The sequence below is a fragment of the Paraburkholderia sp. BL6669N2 genome, assembly GCF_003387275.1.
Classification (GTDB): Bacteria; Pseudomonadota; Gammaproteobacteria; order Burkholderiales; family Burkholderiaceae; genus Paraburkholderia.
This window is the reverse complement of sequence record NZ_QUNA01000002.1, coordinates 659,065-677,912: the sequence shown is the minus strand read 5'-3', so window position 1 is coordinate 677,912 and position 18,848 is coordinate 659,065. Positions and strand designations below refer to the sequence as shown.

Here is an 18,848-nt window from a genome sequence, read left to right as displayed (position 1 = left end):
TTTTCAGCGACGCGACCTGGCCTCGCCGATCTCGCGCGCGGCGTCGAGTCTGTTTCGCACGGGTCTCGCAATCGGGATAGGGGTGGGCGAACAAGACGTGATTGGCGCTGGAGAAAGCCGCTTTGCAGGGGGACGTTCAAGCGTTGAGCTCAACCCCCAGCCCGCTTCGCCTGATGGCCGGCCTTCTTTAGCGCCTCGATCACCCGTTCGCAATGATCGCCCTGCACTTCGATCACGCCATCCTTGACCGTACCGCCAGAACCGCAGGCCGTGCGTAACTGCTTGCCTAGCGAGGCCAAGGCGAGAGGATCGAGCGCGAGCCCCTTCACGAGCGTCACGCTTTTCCCGCCTCGGCCCTTGGTCTCGCGAGACACTCGCACCATGCCGTCACCCGCCGCTCGTGTCCTGGCGATCGTCTTGCAGACACATTGCGCGAGCGCCCGGCTGCATTCGGGACACATGCGGCCGTTTTCGGTGGAATAGACAAGGCCGCCTTTCGAACTGGTTTTCATCGTGCATCGTGATTTTGCTGACAACCGACAGCATATCCTGCCCATGGAAAGTCGCCAGCCAAGACAACACGAATGCTTTAGTCGGCCTCGTGCTTGCGGCCTTCGTGTGCGTAACGTCCATCGAGGCGCTGACGCACTCAGCGTGTCGTGCACCATGCCGAACGTCTGCCGGACGAGGCGTTTGCAGCGCTCGTGGGCGAGGCCGCCCCGTTCATCGCGGGGTATTTGCAGTTGCTATCCGGGTAGAAGGCAGAGCGGCGAGCGTCCGCAAAAGCGTCTCGCGTTATACCGGGCATCACGAAAATGGTTAACCATTTTTTGATATTATGGTTGACCAAAACAGCGCCTCGCACGGTTTTTTCACGCCGCCCATCCCTCTCCACCAGGACCATAGTGACTCCGCCCTCCAGCGCCGCCCCAACCCACGCTCCCGCTCACCACGCCACCGCGGCACTAAGGTGGCAGGACGTCGTTTGGCTCGCGGCGATCGTCGTGATCGGCATCAATCTGCGTCCGCTGCTCACCTCCATCAGCCCTTTAATGACGACGATCCGCGCCGCAACCGGCCTCAGCTTCTACGGCGCGTCGTTGCTGACCAGCCTGCCGGTCGTCGCGATGGGCATCGGCGCGTTCGGTGCGGGCGCGTTGTCCCGCACGATCGGCGAAACGCGCGGTGTCGCGCTCGGCTTGCTGGCCATCGCGCTGGCTTGCGCGGCGCGGTGGACCGCGTCGACCGGCGCGGCGCTGCTCGCCACGGCGTTGCTCGCGGGCGTGGGCGTCGCGGCGATTCAGGCGCTACTGCCCGCCGTGATGAAGCAGCGCTTTCATGCGCGCGTGCCGCTCGCGATGGGCGTGTTCTCCGCGTCCATCATGGGCGGCGGCGGCTTGGGCGCAAGTTTGAGTCCGTGGGTGAGTCGCGCGGCGCAGTCATGGCATGCGGGGCTCGCGGTGTGGGCGCTTCCGGCTTGCGCCGCGCTGCTGTGCTGGTGGGCATTGAACCGGCAGTCCCCGTCGAACGGCGCCGCCGCCCACGCTGCGCCCACGCATGCCGTCCCGCTTTCGCTATGGCGCACGCGGCGCGCGTGGACGCTCGGCCTCTACTTCGGCATCGTCAACGGCGGCTATACGAGTCTGGTCGCGTGGCTGCCGGCGTTTTACCAGCAACGCGGCGTGAGCGTCGCGGCAAGCGGTTCGCTGCTGGCAGGCATGACGGTGTTCCAGGCCGCCGCGGCCCTGTTGCTGCCGCTCGCCGCGGCGTCGTTCCGCGATCGCCGACCGTGGCTCACGCTGGGCCTAACCGCGCAACTGGCCGGTTTGCTTGGCTTGATCGTCTGGCCCGACGCCGCACCCTTGCTATGGGTCGGCGTGGCAGGCGCGGGACTCGGCGGGACTTTTTCGCTGACGCTCGTGACCGCCATGGATCATTCGGCCGACCATCGTGTGGCCGGCAAGCTGGTCGCGTTCACGCAGGGCGTCGGCTTCATCGTGGCGGCTACCGCGCCGGTCGTGGCCGGCCTCGTGCGAGGTTGGAGCGGGAGCTTCGGCGGCGCGTGGATCATGCTGGCCGGCTGCGTCGTCGCAATGATCGCCGTCGGTTTTCTGTTCTCGCCCCGCAGTTACAGCGCGTGGCGCCAATGAAATGAGCGGCGCCGCCATGCGCCGCTTCGGTGCGTCGGCCGGACGCGCCCCACGCAGGTGCAGCCGCGGCGGTCTAGGCGGCCGCTAAGTCCGTGCCTGCTTTCGTTTCACCTTCGCGCGTATTGGTTGGCATAGCCGTTGCTTTATACAAGGCTAGCCGTCGATAAAACCCCACTCCATGCTGCGCGTTCTCCTCGTAACCGACACCGATAAGCCCATCGGCGACCTTCGCGACGCCCTTGCCCGCCTCGGCTACGAGATGCTGGCGGGCACCGCGACGCCGCAAGCGCTGCATCGCGTGGTGCAGAGCGACCGGCCGGACGTCATCATCATCGATACCGAATCGCCGTCGCGCGACACGCTCGAACAGCTTGCCGTGATGAACGCCACCGCGCCGCGTCCGGTGCTGATGTTCAGCCACGACGCCAACCAGCAATTGATTCGCGACGCCGTCGGCGCGGGCGTCACGGCCTATCTCGTCGAAGGTCTCGCGACCGAGCGTCTCGCGCCGATCCTTGAAGTCGCGCTCGCGCGTTTTGCCCAGGAATCGCAGTTGCGCGAGCGTCTCGCGCAAGTCGAGAACGAACTGGCCGAGCGCAAGCTGATCGATCGCGCCAAACGCATCCTGATGGATCAGCAGAAAATCACCGAACACGCCGCCTACGCCAACCTGCGCAAACGCGCGATGAACCAGGGCGTCAAACTCGCCGAGATCGCGCGCGCCATTGTCGCGGCGGCTGACTCGCTCAAATGAAGCGCCGTCCATGAACTCTCCTACTTCACTCGCCACCACGTCCGCATCGGGACAGCTCGAGAAGACTCATTTGCGGCTCGGTTTCGTGGCGCTTTCGGACGCCGCCCCGCTCGTCGCCGCCAAGCTGCTCGAATTCGGCCATGCACACGGCCTGACGCTGGAGTTGTCGCGCCAACCGTCGTGGGCCGCCGTGCGCGACAAACTGTTGTCGGGCGATCTGGATGCGGCCCATGCGCTCTACGGACTCGTCTACGGCGTGCAGCTGGGCCTCGGCGGACCGCAAACCGAGATGGCGGTGCTGATGGTGCTCAACCGCAATGGCCAGGCCATCACACTGTCGAACCGTCTCGCCGATGCGCTCGCCGAACACGGCACGCTACCTAGGGCGCTCGCCACGCTCGGCCGCAAACCCGTCTTCGCGCAAACCTTCCCGACCGGCACGCACGCGATGTGGCTGTACTACTGGCTCGCGTCGCAAGGCGTGGATCCGTTGCGCGAGATCGAGAGCGTGGCGATTCCGCCGCCGCAAATGGTCGCGGCGCTCGCCGAAGACAAACTCGACGGCCTCTGTGTCGGCGAGCCGTGGAACGCGCAGGCAGAAGCGCAAGGTGTCGGCAGAACGATGGTTTATACGAGCGACGTGTGGCCGGATCATCCAGACAAAGTGCTGGCGTGCCGCCGCGATTTTGTCAGCGCGAATCCGAATGCCGCGCGCGCTCTCGTGCAGACCATGCTCGAAGCGTGCCGCTGGCTCGACGGCCCGGGACACCGCGAGGAAATCGCACGCTGGCTTGCGCGGCCCGAGTATGTCGGCATTGATGAAGCGTTGATCGCGGCACGTTTGGGCGACCAGATTGCCGCTTCATCGCCGGGCGGTTTGCCCATACGCTTCTTCGACAATGGCGCGGTCAACTACCCGCATGCATTCGAAGGTGCGTGGTTTCTCACGCAATTCGAACGATGGGGCATGATCGACGCGCGTGCGGATTATGCGGACATTGCCGCGCGGATCAACCAGACGCAGTTGTATCGCGAGGCGGCCGTCGCCGTGAATGTGGCCGTGCCGGAAAAAGGCGCCTCTCAGTTCTTGATCGACGGCGAAACGTGGCGCGAAGGTACGTCACCCACTGCTTATGCACAGCGCTTTCCGATTCGCCGCTGAGTGGTTGACCGAGTGATCGAGTAGTCAAGCGGCTGAATGACGCCGCATGGCGTAATCGCTCAGCTAACCGCCCCCTTTCGCCAGCAGATCGATCCGGCCTGTCACGTCGCCCCGCACGTCCTGCTCGAAACCGGGATTGATACCAGGCGAGCGCATCACCCGCAAGCGGTGGAGCGTCACGCCGCGTGCGACCTTATGCAGCAGCAGCGCCACACGCTTGAGTCAATAGCCGTTGTCCGCATCGAGCCGCGACCGCAAGAGCAACGGCCGCGATGCGCCCCGCCTGCTGCACAGCGCGATTCAGCTGCCTTCAATGCCCCTTCGCCTGCGATCGTTAGGCACCCTATCCTTCTCGACATCGATATCGCCACGGCTGCGACGTAGTAGCACACGTGCGCGCGCATCCATTTCCGTGAGAGAGAATGGTGTGGCGAAAACAGTCGTCGGCGCTCAGATCGAGACCATGCGCGCGCTCTCCCACCGAGCCGTGCGCGCTCAGTATCAGCACGGGTAGTCGACTGTCAATGTCGCTGGTCAGCGCGTCGGTGACCAGGCGGGACAGGATCGGACTGTATTCATTCGCCTACACAAAACCAACATCGAGATATCTGGAGGACGACGTGCAAATCAACTTCAAGGCCTTGGCTGTCGCTGTCGCATTCGCAACGAATTCAGCGTGGGCGGCCATTCCACCCGGTTATCCCACTGACTACCAGGCCACGGTCGACGGCGCGAAAAAGGAAGGCAAGCTGATCGTCTATTCGGTCACGGACACCGCGCTGGTACGTCCACTCATCAAGGATTTTGAAAGCCTCTACGGCGTCAAAGTCGAATATAACGACATGAACACCACCGAGCTGTACAACCGCTACATCAGCGAAAACGCGGCCAGCAGCGTGAGCGCCGATGTGCTGTGGAGCTCGGCCATGGACCTGCAGATCAAGCTCGTTAACGACGGCCTGATGACCACCTACGAATCCCCCGAAGCGAAGCAGTTGCCGCAGTGGGCGCAGTACCAGAAGCAGGCGTACGGCACCACGTACGAGCCGCTCGCGATCGTCTACAACAAACGCCTCATGCCGGCTGGCGAGGTGCCGCAAACGCGCGCCGATCTGATCAAACTGCTGCAAGCCAAACCCGACAGGTTCAAAGGCCGCGTCACCACTTACGACATCGAAAAGTCCGGCGTCGGCTTCAACTATCTGACCCAGGACGTACGCGTCAACCCGCAGGTCACGTGGGATCTGGTCAAGGCCATGGGCGCCACCGGCCCGAAGCTGCAATCGAGCACGGGCGCGATGATGGAGCGCATCTCCTCGGGCGAGAACCTGATCGGCTACAACATTCTCGGCTCGTACGCGGTCATCAAGGCGAAGAAAGATCCATCTATCGGTTATGTCTACCCGAAAGACTACACGCTGGTGGCGAGCCGGCTCGTGACGATTTCGAAGAAAGCGCAAAGCCCGAACGCAGCGAAGCTGTGGGTCGACTATCTGCTCTCGCGACGCGGCCAGACGCTGTTGGCGAATCAGGCGGGTCTGTTCTCGATTCGCGCCGACGTGGAAGGCGAAACGTCGATGGCGGCCCTCACGAAGCAACTCGGCAACTCGCTTAAACCAGTCCCTATCGGCGCGGAACTGCTGGTCTATCTCGATCAGTCGAAGCGCCTCGAATTCCTCAAGCAGTGGCAACAGTCCATCAGGCGCTAGCCGTTCGCGTTTGACGCCCAGGCGGCCGCGCTGACACGCGCGGCGGCCCTTCTTTCCAGACCTGTCGATATGCGGCCAGCGTGCCGCAGGGGGACCCTCATGCCTTCCACCAGCGCAACCGGACACCGCGCCGCGCTACCGCACGCGGCAAACGGCCGCTCCAACGGCGCGATACCGCCCGGCGCACTTCAGCCGTTCATGGGGCTGCTGCGCTGGCTCGTCATCGCGGTTCTAACCGTGGCGGTGGCGCTGCCGCTCGGCTTCATCCTGTTGCAGAGCGTGCTGAACGCACCGTTCTTCGACGCGAAGCGCGCCTTCGGCCTCAGCGGTTTCGAATTCATTTTCAGCGACCCGGACTTCTGGTCCGCACTGAAAAACTCGTTTGTCATCGCAGCCGGAATGCTGTTCATCTCGATTCCGCTCGGCGGCATTCTCGCGTTCCTGATGGTGCGCACCGACCTGCCCGGCCGTCGCTGGCTCGAACCGCTGCTGCTCACTCCGGTGTTCGTCTCGCCGATGGTGCTCGCGTTCGGCTATGTGGTCGCGGCCGGCCCGGTCGGCTTTTACTCGGTCTGGTGGATGGAGCTGTTCGGCACAGCCGAAGCGCCGTGGACCGTCTACTCGGTGTTCGCGATCACGGTGATCGTCGGCCTCACGCATGTGCCGCACGTGTACCTGTATTCGTCGGCGGCGCTGCGTAATCTCGGCTCGGACGTCGAGGAAGCGGCGCGTGTCGCCGGCGCGCGGCCGTTTCGCGTCGCGCTCGACGTCAGCCTGCCGATGACGCTGCCCGCGCTGCTGTTCGCCGGCGTGCTGGTGTTCTTCCTCGGCTTCGAAGTGTTCGGCCTGCCGCTCGTGCTCGGCGATCCCGAAGGGCACCTCGTGCTGGCCACGTATCTCTACAAGCTCACCAACAAACTCGGCATTCCCTCGTATCACCTGATGGCCGCGGTGGCGATGTGCATCGTCGCGATCACGTTCCCGCTCGTGCTGCTGCAACGCCGGCTGCTGAAGAGCGCGAATCGATTCGTCACGGTCAAGGGCAAAGCGGGACGTCAGACTGTACTGCCGCTCGGCGCATGGCGCTGGATCGCACTCGCGATCGTCGCGCTGTGGCTGCTGCTGACGGTGTTCGTGCCGATCTCCGGCATCACGTTGCGCGCGTTCGTCACCAACTGGGGACAAGGCGTGCATCTCGGCGACGTTCTCACGCTCGCCAACTTCGCCGAACTGTTCGAGCAGGACACCCTGGTGCGCGCGATTCTGAACACGCTCGGCATCGGCGTGATCGGCGGTGCGCTGGCGGTGGGCTTCTACTCGCTGGTGGCATTTGCCGGCCATCGCCGCAACGACTGGGCCACGCGTCTGCTCGATTACCTCGTGCTGTTGCCGCGCGCGGTGCCGGGGCTGCTCGCCGGTCTCGCCTTCCTGTGGATCTTTCTCTTCGTGCCCGGCCTGAAGGAACTGAAGAACTCCATGTGGAGCATCTGGATCGCGTACACGGTCGTGTGGCTCGCGTACGGCATGCGTCTGATTCAGAGCGCGCTGTTGCAGGTCGGCCCCGAACTCGAAGAAGCGGGACGCAGCGCCGGCGGCACGCGTGCACGCGTGAGTCTCGATGTGACGCTGCCGCTCGTGCGCTTCGGTTTGCTCGCGGCGTGGCTACTGATTTTCATGATCTTCGAGCGTGAGTATTCGACCGCGGTCTATCTGCTTTCGCCCGGTACCGAAGTGATCGGCGCGCTGCTGGTGTCGCTGTGGGCGACCGGTGCGGTCGATCAGGTTGCGGCGCTTTCTGTCATCAACATCGCGATGGTCGGCGCCGGGCTCGGCGTCGCGCTGCGCTTCGGAGTGAAATTGCATGGATAAGCTCAAGGTCGACAATCTCTTTCTCAGCTACGGCGACAACCCGATTCTCAACGGCGTGTCGTTCGAGCTGAATCCCGGCGAAGTGGTCTGCCTGCTGGGCGCGTCGGGCAGCGGCAAGACCACGCTGCTGCGCGCGGTGGCCGGACTCGAACAACCGTCGGCGGGTCGCATCGAACTGGACGGCAAGGCGTTTTTCGACGACGCCACGCGTGTCGATCTGCCGGTCGAGCAGCGCTCGCTCGGACTCGTGTTCCAGTCGTACGCGCTGTGGCCGCATCGCACGGTGGCCGAGAACGTCGGCTATGGATTGAAGCTGCGGCGCGTCGTCGGCGCCGAACAGAAAAGGCGCGTGCAAGCGGCGCTCGACCAGCTCGGCCTTGGCCACCTTGCCGCGCGTTATCCCTATCAGCTCTCCGGCGGTCAGCAACAGCGCGTGGCGGTTGCGCGGGCGCTCGTCTACAACCCGCCGGTGATTCTGCTCGACGAACCGCTCTCCAATCTCGACGCCAAGCTGCGCGAAGAAGCGCGCGCGTGGTTGCGTGAACTGATCGTGTCATTGGGCCTTTCGGCGTTGTGCGTGACGCACGACCAGACCGAAGCGATGGCCATGTCCGATCGCATCCTCCTGCTGCGCAACGGCCGCATCGAACAGGAAGGCACGCCCGCCGAACTGTACGGCGCGCCCCGCTCGCTTTACACCGCCGAATTCATGGGCAGCAACAACCGCATCGAGGCATGCGTGGCCGCGGTTGACGGCGACCGCGTGACGCTTACCGGCGACGGCTGGGAACTGCAGGCGCAAGCGCGCGAAGCGCTGACCGCCGGACAGCATGCGCATGCCGTGATTCGCCTCGAACGCGTGCAGGTCGCCGACGGTCCCGGTGCGAACCGGCTCGAAGCCGAACTCGTCACGTCGATGTATCTCGGCGACCGCTGGGAATACCTGTTCCATTGCGGCGGCTTGCGGCTGCGCGCCTTCGGCCACGTGCCGCGCGCGGCGGGCCGGCACTGGATCGAATTCCCCGCCAACGACTGCTGGGCGTTCGCACAGGCGAGTTGAGCGCGCGCCGCAACCGGACCGAAGCAAAAAAGAACCAACCGAAGGAGACGGGTGATGAACTTGAACATGAAGAAAGCGACTTTCAGCGTGACCTGCGCCGGATTCGCCGGCTTTGCCGCCGGGGGCGCACAGGCGCAGTCGAGCGTGACCCTTTACGGTATCGTCGACGCGGGCATCGAATACGTGAACCATGCCAGCCCCGGCGGCAACGCCGTGCGTCTCGTGCCGGGCGCGAGGAACACTTCGCGCTGGGGTTTGCGCGGCGTCGAGGAACTCGGCGGCGGACTGAAGGCGCTGTTTCAGCTGGAGAGCGGCATCAACACCATGAACGGTCAGTTCGATGATGGCCCCGGTGCGATTTTCGCCCGCCGCGCGTTCATCGGTCTGAAAAACCGTTTCGGGCAAGTCACGCTCGGCCGCAATTTCACCACCACGTTCGACTACGTCCTGCCGTTCGACCCGATGGGCTACGCGCCAAACTATTCGTGGGTTATCTCGTCGACCGCGACGGGCGGCCGCCGAGACCTCATATTCGTGCGTTCGTCCAACGCAGTGCGTTACGACGGCACGTTTTCCGGCTTCAAGTTCGGTGCAATGTATGGGTTCGGCAACGTGCCCGGCAGCATGAAGACGAGTGCCAAATATGATCTCGGTCTCGGCTACGAAAACGGGCCGTTCGCCGCGGTCGTCACTTTCGACCGGCAGAACGGCGCAAGCGGCAGCGTCACGCCGGCGGACACCACTGACTACATTCAGGGCATGCACGCAGGTGTCAGCTATGACTTCGGCCAGGTCAAGGCGATGGCCGGCTATCGAAGCTACCGGCGTGCGTTCCATACCGCCGCGCCGGCGCTACGGAGCGACATGTACTGGATCGGCGGCCAGTACGAGGCAACGCCGATGCTCACGCTGACCGCCGCGATCTATCACCAGAACATCAAGGACGCGAGCGATGCCGATCCGACGCTGTTCTCGTTGCGCGCACAGTACGCCCTGTCGAAACGCACGTCGCTGTATCTGGCGGGCGGCTATGCGATGGCGAAGCACGGCAACCTAGTGAGTGTGTCGCGCGATCTGACCGGCACGGCGGATACGCAGGCAGGTGTCACCGCGGGTATTCAGCAGCGTTTCTGATGCTTTAGCTTGCCAAAATTTGAACTGCGTTAATGTCCCGCGCGCTCCGTGCATGGTCGGCAAGCTGTCAGTTCCGTTAATGACGCAACGCGCCTGACGCTAGGTTTCCGACTTCTGCCACCTGCAAAGCGGAATTTTCCCCAATCAGTTACGGCTAACGCAATGCTACGTTTGATCCGTTCACCGCACCCGCCGTGAACGTGGGTCCACACAGGGAGGTGTGGACTCATATCCAAACCACATGATTGATAAAGGTTAAGGGATGTCTTACCTGGCAAACATGACCGAAGCAAATTCTCTAAAAGGACACCTTGTCGGCAACGGGCAATGTGTGGCATTCGTGCACGCTGTCGTTTCCGTTCCACCTTCCTCGTCGTGGCATCAGGGAGAGAAAGCAAGAACCGCGAATCTGATTAGTCCAGGAACGGTTATCGCGACATTCGACCCTAACGGCAGGTACGGAAACCACACTGACGGGCGCAGCCATGCAGCCATTTATCTCGGCCGCAACGCAGCCGGCATCCAGGTTCTGGATCAATGGAATGGGCATACGGCGCAGCCCGTCCACGAGCGAACCATCCGCTTTAGGAACGGACACGGAGTTAAAGCAAACGACGGGGATCAATTCTATGTGGTCGAGTAAAGCGCTTTGTGTGCTCCTCTATGCATGGGCAAGCGGCACCGCGTTGGCAGCGCCGGTCGCTTGTCCGGTTAGCGTGCTCGATTCTGGCGTGCGGCATGCCCTGAACAACGCGGCTTTGTACGATGGTCCGCCGGACCAGATGGCGACTCTTGCACCCGTACGCGCTGGCCGTGTGGATCGATGGGACATCGACCAGATCGACCCCTATCTCGTCTGCAAATACAAAGGCACCGCAAAAACCATTACCCTTCACGCGAAAAACGTGAGTGTGTGTGCAGCAGGCATGACGCCATTCAGGGCGCGTTGCAAATAAGAAGCACGAGACGCGTGAGCCATGCATCGGCCGCGCGCCTCGTGCGTCGTGCCTTCGATCACGTCAGCCGTGCGACCTCCGCGCGGCAAAGCATCGCCGCTCAGAAATTGAAGTTATCGATATTGCTCGAATCGAACGTGGTCGGCGGTCCGAGAATGATTTCGCCTTGCGGCCCGATGGTGCGTTTGCCGAGCTTGCCGGCCTCGAACGACTCGCCTTCCTTGCCGCTGATCGTGCCCGACGCCAGCGCTGCCGCGGCATACGCAGCCAGATAGCCGAGTTGACCCGGATCCCACAACTGGAACGCCTTCACGGTGCCGTTTTTCACGAATGCACGCATCTGGTTCGGCGTGCCGAGGCCGGTCACCGCCACCTTGCCTTTGCTCGACGAAGTCGAAATATAACGCGCGGCAGCCGCAATCCCCACCGTGGTCGGCGCGACGATCGCCTTCAGATTCGGATACGCCTGCAACAGGCCCTGCGTCTCCGTGAACGACTTCTGATCGTCGTCGTTACCGTAGGCGATCTTTACCAGTTTGATCTTCGAATACTCGGGCTTTTTCAGTTCCTCCTGCATCCACTTGATCCAGGTGTTCTGATTGGTTGCGTTGGGCGTGGCCGACAGCACCGCGAACTCGCCCTCGCCGCCCATCAGCTTCGCGACCAGTTGAACCTGGCCACGGCCGATGCCTTCCGCGTTCGCCTGATTGACGAACAGTTGACGGCCCTCCGGTGCCGTGTCCGAGTCGAAGGTCACCACCTTGATGCCTTGCGACATCGCCTTCTTCAGATAGGGCACCACCGCGTTGGCGTCGTTGGCGGCAATCACGATCGCGTCCTGCCGCTGCGTAATCAGCGTGTTGATGTATTGAACCTGCGACGAAGCGCCCGCGTCCGACGGCCCCACCGCCTTGCCCACGCCCTTGAATTCCTTGATCGCGGCCATGCCGCCATCGTCGGCGATCACCTCGTAGGGGTTGTTGATCTGCTTGGGCACGAATGCGATTTTCAGCCCGCTTTTCAGGTCCGCGGCGGACGCGGCGCAACTGATCGCGAGCAACGCGACGCACAGCGCCGCGCTGCCGGTGTGACGTAGAGGTTTGAACATGAAGTGTCTCCTGCCTTGTTGGACGTGGTGTTGTCCGGGTTATCGGTTGTTGGACTTTCTCTTTTCAGACACAGGCATTGCTAAGGGCGTTACAGGGAAGAAGCGGATCTGGCGATAAAACGCCGGTCGCGCGCCGCTCGCCAGCGGGCCACCAGATTCGGTATCAGTACCGATGCCAGCAGCAGCACGCCGGTGACGATGGTGAGCGTTTCGCTGGATACGTCGTCGAGCGTGAGCGCATTTTTCAGCACGCCGATGATCAGCAGCGACAACAGCACGCCGATCATCGAACCGCGTCCGCCGAAAATACTCACGCCGCCGAACAGCACCGCCGCGATCACCGACAACTCGAACCCTTCGCCGTTGTCGCCGCGCGCACTGGTAAAGCGCAGCGTATAGACGATGCCCGCTAGCGCGCTCATCGCGCCGGACAGCACGAACAGACGCAAGCGGATCCTGGCCACTTCGATGCCGGAGAACGCCGCCGCGGTTGGGTTCGCGCCGATCGCGTAAAGACTGCGGCCGAATGCGGTGGATTGCAGCAGCACCGTGAACACAATCGCGCCGACGATCACGATGACAAACGGCAACGGAATAAAACTTCCGCCCATCGTGTCCATGCCGAACGCCGTATAAGCGGGCGGAAAATCCGCCACCGCCTGGTCGCCGAGCAACACGTAGGCGAGGCCGCGAAACAGCGCCAGCGTGCCGATCGTGACCGCGAGCGAAGGCAGATTGAGCTTGACGATCACGAGGCCGTTCAGCAAGCCCGCCAACGCGCCGGCAACCAGCACCAGCACGATCACGAGCGGCATCGGCAAGCCCATATGCCACAGCACGCCCATCAACGCGCTCGATGCGCCGAGCACCGACGCCACCGACAGATCGATTTCGGCGGCGACGATGATCAGCGTCATCGGTAGCGCCATCAAGGCGATCTCGGTCAGATCGGCCAGCACGTTGCTCAGATTCGCGCCGGTCAGGAACACCGGCGACAGCAAGCGCCCTAGCACGAGCGAGAGAATCAGCACGATCACCAGCAGCACGTCCCATTGCAGCGGCGTTTCGCGTTTGCGCGTGAGCAGCGCGGAATCGGGTTTAGCCATGATCGCGTTTCCTCATCATGCGTTTGGCGACGGAGCGGGCCAGCAAGGTATCGGCGGTAATCGCGGCGACGATCAGCGCGCCTTCGATGGCCTGCTCCCAGAACGGCGACACGTGCAGCACCACCAACGCGATGCTGATCACCCCGAGCACGAGCGCGCCGAGCGTCGCGCCGAGTATCGTGCCGACGCCGCCGGTGATCGCCACGCTGCCCACCACGGCGGCGGCCACCACCTGCAACTCGATGCCCTTCGCGGTGCTCGCATCCACGGTGCCGAAGCGGGCCAGCCACAACGCGCCAGCGAAACCGGCAATCGCACCGGACAGCAGGAAGCCCGCCATCACGCGCCGTTCGACGTTCACGCCGGCGAGACGTGCCGCCTCCGGATTCGAGCCGATCGCGTAGTGTTCGCGGCCGCCGCGAAACTGCTTCAGATAGATGGCGAGACCGATCAGCACGACGACCGCGATCAGCGCAAGCGTCGGGATGCCGAGCAAGGTGCCGGTGGCAAGACGGGAAAACGCGTCGGGCAAACTGGTTGCGTTGATCTGTCCGCCGTGCACCCACGCGTAGTCCGCGCCGCGAAAAATGTATAGCGTGGACAGCGTTGCGACGAGCGATGGCACGCGCCCGACCGCGACGAGCAGCGCGTTGATGGTGCCCGCCACGAGACCGATTGCGAGCCCCGCCGCCAACGCGACAATCACCGGCATATGCGGAAACGCGACATACAGACTGCCGACCGCATACGCGCTGACGCCCACTGTCGAGCCGACCGACAGATCGATGTGGCGCATCAGGATCACGACAGTCATGCCGGCCGTCAGCAAGCTGATAATCGACACATTCAGCAGCACGTCGCGCAGATTCTGCAGATTCAGGAACTGCGGCTTCGCGAGCCCCGTGCCGACGATCAGCAGAACCAGCACGACGAAGAGCGTCGTCTCGCGGCTCTTCGCGATGCTCGCCGCAAAGCCGCCCGGCGAACTCGCGGCGCGCTTCGGCACCGGCGCCTGGACCGGCGCGGGATGAGTGGAAGAATGGCGCATCATGCGGCGTGCCCCAGCGGTGGAATGGGTTGACCGAGTGCCGCGCCCATGATCCGTTCCTCGTCGGCGTCGGCGCGCGCTATATCCGCGCTGATACGCCCCTCGTGCATCACCAGCACGCGGTCGGCCATGCCGAGCACTTCCGGCAATTCGCTCGAGATCATCAGCACCGCCATGCCGTCGCGCACCAGTTCAGCGAGCGCGCTGTACACCTCGGCCTTGGCGCCGACGTCGATGCCGCGCGTGGGTTCGTCGATGATCAGCACTTTGGGTCCGGTGGCCAGCCATTTGCCGAGCACGACCTTCTGCTGATTGCCGCCCGACAGCGTGCCGACCGGCGCATTGGGATCGCCCGCCTTCAGACGCAGGCGCGTGCCCCATTGATTGGCGAGCTGCGTCTCGCTGCGCGTGGAGATGAGCCCGTGTTTGACGAGCCGGCCGAGCACTGTCATCGACGCATTGCGCGCGATGCTCAATTCCAGCGCGAGTCCTTGCTGCCGGCGATCCTCCGGCACGAGTGCGAGTCCGGCGTGCACGGCGGCCGCGGGCCGTCCGGCGGTGAGACGCTCGCCGGCAATCCGGATTTCGCCCGAGTCGAGCGGATCGATGCCGAAGATCGCCCGCGCGACTTCGCTGCGCCCCGCGCCGACCAGTCCGGCGAGCGCGACGATTTCGCCTGCGCGGACGTCGAAGGAAATGTCTTTGAACACACCGATGCGCGTGAGGCCGCGCACCGACAGCCTTATCTCGCCGGGTGGCCGGTCGGCCTTGGGATAGAACGTCTCCAGATCGCGCCCGACCATTTTGGCCACGATCGCTTCCGTGTCGAGCTCGGCAGTCAAACCGTCGAAAACTTTGGCGCCGTCGCGCATGATCGTGACGCGTTGTGTCAGCGCGAATACTTCGTCGAGACGGTGAGTAATGAAAAGGATCGCCACGTCACGCTCGCGCAGCTTGCGCACGATGGCGAAGAGCCGCTCTACTTCCGGCAGCGATAGCGCGGCGGTCGGTTCGTCCATGATCAGCACGTTGGCGTTCAGCGACAACGCCTTGGCGATTTCGATCACCTGCTGATCGGCAATCGACAAACCGCGCACTGGTTGATCGGCGCGCAGATCGACACCGAGCGACGCCAGCAATCCGTCCACTTCGCGGCGCATCGCGTCGTAACGAATCCGGCCAATGCGATCGACCGGCTGCCGTCCCATGAAAATGTTCTCCGCGATCGACAGGTCGAAGAACAGCGTCGGTTCCTGATAGATGACCGCGAGCCCGGCGTCGCGTGCCTCGGCGGGCGTCGCGAAGCGGCGCGCTTCGCCGTCCACCAGCAGTTCGCCGGTGTCCGGCTGATGCACGCCCGCCAGAATCTTCACGACCGTCGACTTGCCCGCGCCGTTCTCGCCGAGCAAGGCATGCACCTCGCCCGGCCAGAGCGCGAGATCGCCGTCGGATAGCGCGCGAACCCGCCCGAACGATTTACTCGCATGCCGCAATTCGAGCCTCGGCACAGCGGATGTGGGTTGCTGCACTGCGTGTCTCCTTCTTTAAATGCGGTAGCAACGCTCCGCGTTGCGGCAAAACAATGCTTCTTTTTCGGCGACGCTCGCGCCCTCCACGATCGATGCATACGCATGCCACAGATCCGCGTAAGAGCCGAACAGCCGGTCGACTGGAAAGTTCGAGGCGAACATTGCGCGCCCGACACCGAACGTGTCGATCGTTTCGAGTACGTATGGCCGCAGGCTTTCAACCGTCCACTGGTGATCGAACATGGCGAGTCCGCTAATCTTCACGGCGACATTCGGGCAGTCCGCCAGCAAGTGCATGCCTTCGCGCCAGGCGCGATAACCGGCCACGCTGCTGCGGTCGACGAACATGCCCGCGTGATTGATGACGAACTGCGTGTCGCCATGCGCGCGCGCCAGCGCTGCCGCCTCTTCCATCTGCGACGGATACAGTTGCAGATCGAACGACATGCCGTAGCGGCGCAGCAGCGCGAAGTGCTCGCGCCATTGCGGCTCGCGCATGAAATGACGGCCGACGTAATCGAACAGCTTGTTTTCATGCACGTTCAGAATCTGGCGGATGCCACGCGTGTTGGCGAACGACGCATGCGCTTCCAGCACCGCCGACGCATTCGGCGCGGACAGATCCACCGCGGCGACGATCGCGTTCGGCATGCCGCGCGATGCCTTGCGATCGGCAATGGACTGCAACCAGCGGGTCTCTTCGACCGGATCGGCGGGATCGTGATTCGCTTCGACGTGCACGAGCTTCAGCACGTCGATGTCGCCCGCATCGCCTAATAGGTCGTCGAGCAGGTAGTCGTGCTTCAGATCGCGCGCGTCGCCCACGAACGACACGCCCGGGTTTTCCAGCCACGGATAGCGATGCGTTTTCAGATCCCACAAATGAATATGCGAATCGACCACCTGCATGCGACATCCTCCGTCCGGTCAAAATCGTTTTCGAGGCTTGAGATCCGGTCGGCTCGGATCAGCTCAGCGAGTTCAAATGGAAGACCGGTTCGAGCGGCTGCTGCAGCGGCGTGTGATCCGGGGCCGTGTGCATGATGTCGGCCATGTAATCCCACCATTTGCGCATCACGTCGAGTTGCGGCAGTTCGTCCATGGTGTGATGACTGTTTCGCGTCAGAATGGCGAACAGGTGATTCGAGTCCGGATCGAAGAAAATCCTGTAGTCGCGCACGCCGGCGTCGTGCAATGCGTCAACCAGTTCAGGCCAGATTTGCGCATGACGTCGTTCGTATTCCTCGCGCATGCCGGGGTTGAGCACCATCCGGAAAGCGATTGTCTCCATTGCGGCCTGTCTCCCGTCGTATCCGGGCGCTTTTCCAGCGAAACGTGGAAGCGTCTGATACGACTATAATTCCTGCGTCGATAGCATCTCAATCCGAAGTTGGGATTGGGCGATCCACAAACCGAATCGCACCGCCCCATGAGCCAACCCTCAGCAACCGTCGCACTCGTCAATCGGCTCAAGTTCAAGCACCTCGCGCTGCTCGTCGCGCTCGACGACGCGCGCAATCTCCATCAGGCCGCCGAGGCCGTCAACGTGGCCCAGCCGAGCGCGAGCCGCATGCTCGGCGATATCGAAGAAGCGTTCGGCTTTCTGCTGTTCGAACGCAACGCGCGCGGCATGACGCCCACGCCGCTCGGCGTCGTCACGCTCGCTTACGCGCGGCGCGCGCTGGCCGAGCTGACCCGTTTCGCCGAAGACCTCGACGTGAAGCGCCGCGGCGGTCATGGGCAACTGACGGTCGGCGCGATCATGGGCGCCGCGCCCGATCTGCTGGCCATGGCGGTCGCCGCGCTGAAAACGGAAAGTCCGCTGCTGAACGTGCGCATTCTCGGCGAAACCAGCGACCAGGTGGTGCAATTGCTGCATCGCCGCGAAGTCGATCTGGCGCTTGGGCGGCTGACAAGTCCCCTGCAACACAACGATTTCAGTTTCGAACCGCTCGCGCGCGAGACCTTGTTGCTGGTCGTGCGCGCGGTGCATCCGCTCGCGCAGCGCGCGCGCCTCAGCTTGCGTGAACTGATCGACTGGCCGTGGGTGGCGCAGCCCGTCACCAGTCCGGCGCGCGTGCTGTTCGAAGAGGAACTTGCGCGTGCGGGACTCGCCACGCCGGTGAACCTGACCGAATGCGCGTCGATCTTCGCCACGCTGCAATTGCTCGAGAATTACGATGCGGTGGCGATGCTGCCCGAGTCGGTGGTGCGCGATCATTTGCGCGGCAAATTGCTCGTCGCATTGCCGCTCGAAATCGGCAAATCGCTCTCCGGTTTCGGCATTCTCACACGCAAGGAAGAACCGCTCGCCGAACCGGCGTTGCGCTTCATCGACCTGTTGCGCGGTTTCTCGCGCAAGCTCAAGCCCGATGACATCACGGCGGCCGCTGCCGGCTCCGTGATCGTGTCTTCGGCTCCCGTGAACTGAGATCGGCATCGGCGCGTTACTGCAGGTTGACGAAGAGACCGCCGTCCACCAGCAACGCCGCGCCCGTCACATAGCGTGCGCGGTCGGAAGCGAGGAACGTCACGCAATCGGCGACATCTTCCGGGCGGCCCAGTCTGCCGAGCGGAATGCGCTTTTCGAAGTAGGCTCTTTTGGCTTCGTCGGCGAGGTCTTGCGCATTCAGGTCGGTTGCGATGGTGCCCGGCATCACCGAGTTGCAGCGAATGCCGAACGGTCCCAAAGCCACCGCGCAGGATTGCATCAGCGAATGCACGCCTGCCTTGGTCGGCGTGTAATGCGTTTGCATGCCGCCACCCACCAGCGCGCTGATCGAACTCGTCGCCACGATCGCGCCGCCGGCGCCCTGCAGCTTCATCTGTTGCGCGGCGGCTTGCGTGACGTAGAACGCGCCGTTGAGATTGACTGCCACCGTGGACTCCAGCACCTCCGGCGGCATGTCGAGAAACGCGTGGAACGGACAGATGCCGGCGTTGCTGGCCAGTACGTCGACCTTGCCGAACGCTTCGACCGTATGACGCACCAGTTGCTGGCCGGTTTCGCGCGCGGCGACGTTGCCCTCGATCGCAATCACGCGCCGCCCCAGCGCCTCGATTTCGCCGACCACTTCCGCGACGGCGGAACGGCGTCCATACGATGCGTCGTTATCGCCCCAGTAGTTGATCGCCACGTCCGCGCCTTCGCGTGCGCACGCAACCGCAATTGCGCGGCCAATGCCACGCGAGCCGCCGGTGACGATCACGGCCTTGTCCTTGAGCAGCACGTCATTCTCCTTTTATGCTTCCACCTTGCGACG

19 protein-coding genes and 1 pseudogene are annotated in these 18,848 nt (G+C 63.4%); 10 read left to right on the top strand and 10 right to left on the bottom strand.

Annotation, left to right across the window (positions count from 1 at the left end; all coding sequences use genetic code 11):
* Positions 1 to 149: 149 nt before the first annotated feature.
* Entirely contained in the window at positions 150 to 512 is a 363-nt protein-coding gene (locus B0G80_RS25640) for a translation initiation factor Sui1 (protein ID WP_116120657.1), read from the bottom strand.
* A 393-nt stretch (positions 513 to 905) separates the two neighbouring features.
* On the opposite strand from B0G80_RS25640, the gene B0G80_RS25630 reads away from it, so the two are divergent.
* The 3 genes from B0G80_RS25630 to B0G80_RS25620 all read left to right on the top strand — a co-directional run bounded on the left by B0G80_RS25630 (position 906) and on the right by B0G80_RS25620 (position 4,066).
* Positions 906 to 2,150: a cyanate transporter gene (locus B0G80_RS25630; protein ID WP_181920064.1), complete on the top strand. Its 1,245-nt coding sequence runs from the start codon at positions 906 to 908 to the stop codon at positions 2,148 to 2,150.
* Between the two features lie 178 nt (positions 2,151 to 2,328).
* The gene (locus B0G80_RS25625; RefSeq protein ID WP_116120654.1) at positions 2,329 to 2,904 is read left to right on the top strand and encodes an ANTAR domain-containing response regulator; all 576 of its coding nucleotides are present in this window, start codon (positions 2,329 to 2,331) and stop codon (positions 2,902 to 2,904) included.
* A gap of 10 nt (positions 2,905 to 2,914) precedes the next feature.
* Positions 2,915 to 4,066, top strand: coding sequence for a CmpA/NrtA family ABC transporter substrate-binding protein (locus B0G80_RS25620; RefSeq protein WP_116120652.1), 1,152 nt, complete (start codon positions 2,915 to 2,917; stop codon positions 4,064 to 4,066).
* Between the two features lie 63 nt (positions 4,067 to 4,129).
* Here B0G80_RS25620 and B0G80_RS46060 read toward each other — a convergent pair whose 3' ends face one another.
* Positions 4,130 to 4,279, bottom strand: coding sequence for a hypothetical protein (locus B0G80_RS46060; RefSeq protein WP_181920063.1), 150 nt, complete (start codon positions 4,277 to 4,279; stop codon positions 4,130 to 4,132).
* Between the two features lie 153 nt (positions 4,280 to 4,432).
* Positions 4,433 to 4,580 (bottom strand): annotated as a pseudogene (locus B0G80_RS47195) (DNA-binding response regulator); the annotation flags it as partial.
* Between the two features lie 106 nt (positions 4,581 to 4,686).
* Between B0G80_RS47195 and B0G80_RS25615 the strand changes: the two are divergent.
* The 6 genes from B0G80_RS25615 to B0G80_RS47850 all read left to right on the top strand — a co-directional run bounded on the left by B0G80_RS25615 (position 4,687) and on the right by B0G80_RS47850 (position 10,794).
* On the top strand, positions 4,687 to 5,775 hold the full coding sequence (locus tag B0G80_RS25615; protein ID WP_116123710.1) for an ABC transporter substrate-binding protein: 1,089 nt from the start codon (positions 4,687 to 4,689) through the stop codon (positions 5,773 to 5,775).
* Positions 5,776 to 5,874: 99 nt separating this feature from the next.
* Positions 5,875 to 7,644, top strand: coding sequence for an iron ABC transporter permease (locus B0G80_RS25610; RefSeq protein ID WP_116120650.1), 1,770 nt, complete (start codon positions 5,875 to 5,877; stop codon positions 7,642 to 7,644).
* Positions 7,637 to 8,704 (top strand): ABC transporter ATP-binding protein, encoded by a 1,068-nt coding sequence (locus tag B0G80_RS25605; RefSeq protein WP_116120648.1) that lies wholly within the window; start codon positions 7,637 to 7,639, stop codon positions 8,702 to 8,704. Before B0G80_RS25610 ends, B0G80_RS25605 begins: the two co-directional genes overlap by 8 nt.
* A gap of 54 nt (positions 8,705 to 8,758) precedes the next feature.
* On the top strand, positions 8,759 to 9,838 hold the full coding sequence (locus B0G80_RS25600) for a porin (RefSeq protein ID WP_116120646.1): 1,080 nt from the start codon (positions 8,759 to 8,761) through the stop codon (positions 9,836 to 9,838).
* A gap of 262 nt (positions 9,839 to 10,100) precedes the next feature.
* On the top strand, positions 10,101 to 10,481 hold the full coding sequence (locus B0G80_RS25595) for a BPSL0067 family protein (protein ID WP_116120644.1): 381 nt from the start codon (positions 10,101 to 10,103) through the stop codon (positions 10,479 to 10,481).
* Positions 10,381 to 10,794, top strand: coding sequence for an STY0301 family protein (locus B0G80_RS47850; protein WP_309568784.1), 414 nt, complete (start codon positions 10,381 to 10,383; stop codon positions 10,792 to 10,794). Before B0G80_RS25595 ends, B0G80_RS47850 begins: the two co-directional genes overlap by 101 nt.
* A 100-nt stretch (positions 10,795 to 10,894) precedes the next feature.
* Here the strand turns inward: B0G80_RS47850 and rhaS are convergent, their stop codons facing one another.
* The 6 genes from rhaS to rhaM all read right to left on the bottom strand — a co-directional run bounded on the left by rhaS (position 10,895) and on the right by rhaM (position 16,876).
* Entirely contained in the window at positions 10,895 to 11,902 is a 1,008-nt protein-coding gene (rhaS, locus tag B0G80_RS25585; RefSeq protein WP_106277554.1) for a rhamnose ABC transporter substrate-binding protein, read from the bottom strand.
* A gap of 89 nt (positions 11,903 to 11,991) precedes the next feature.
* Entirely contained in the window at positions 11,992 to 13,008 is a 1,017-nt protein-coding gene (locus B0G80_RS25580; RefSeq protein ID WP_116120641.1) for an ABC transporter permease, read from the bottom strand.
* On the bottom strand, positions 13,001 to 14,059 hold the full coding sequence (locus B0G80_RS25575) for an ABC transporter permease (RefSeq protein ID WP_106277550.1): 1,059 nt from the start codon (positions 14,057 to 14,059) through the stop codon (positions 13,001 to 13,003). The genes B0G80_RS25580 and B0G80_RS25575 overlap by 8 nt, the downstream gene beginning before the upstream one ends.
* A complete protein-coding gene (locus tag B0G80_RS25570; RefSeq protein WP_116120639.1) occupies positions 14,056 to 15,585 on the bottom strand; it encodes a sugar ABC transporter ATP-binding protein in 1,530 nt (509 codons plus the stop codon). The genes B0G80_RS25575 and B0G80_RS25570 overlap by 4 nt, the downstream gene beginning before the upstream one ends.
* Positions 15,586 to 15,600: 15 nt before the next feature.
* Positions 15,601 to 16,494, bottom strand: a complete 894-nt coding sequence (locus B0G80_RS25565; RefSeq protein WP_116120637.1) for an amidohydrolase — start codon at positions 16,492 to 16,494, stop codon at positions 15,601 to 15,603.
* A 58-nt stretch (positions 16,495 to 16,552) separates the two neighbouring features.
* On the bottom strand, positions 16,553 to 16,876 hold the full coding sequence (gene rhaM, locus B0G80_RS25560; protein ID WP_116120635.1) for an L-rhamnose mutarotase: 324 nt from the start codon (positions 16,874 to 16,876) through the stop codon (positions 16,553 to 16,555).
* A 138-nt stretch (positions 16,877 to 17,014) separates the two neighbouring features.
* Here rhaM and B0G80_RS25555 point away from each other — a divergent pair, with 138 nt between their 5' ends.
* Positions 17,015 to 18,016, top strand: coding sequence for a LysR family transcriptional regulator (locus B0G80_RS25555; protein WP_116120633.1), 1,002 nt, complete (start codon positions 17,015 to 17,017; stop codon positions 18,014 to 18,016).
* Positions 18,017 to 18,032: 16 nt separating this feature from the next.
* Here the strand turns inward: B0G80_RS25555 and B0G80_RS25550 are convergent, their stop codons facing one another.
* Positions 18,033 to 18,815, bottom strand: a complete 783-nt coding sequence (locus B0G80_RS25550) for an SDR family NAD(P)-dependent oxidoreductase (protein ID WP_116120631.1) — start codon at positions 18,813 to 18,815, stop codon at positions 18,033 to 18,035.
* Between the last annotated feature and the right edge of the window lie 33 nt (positions 18,816 to 18,848).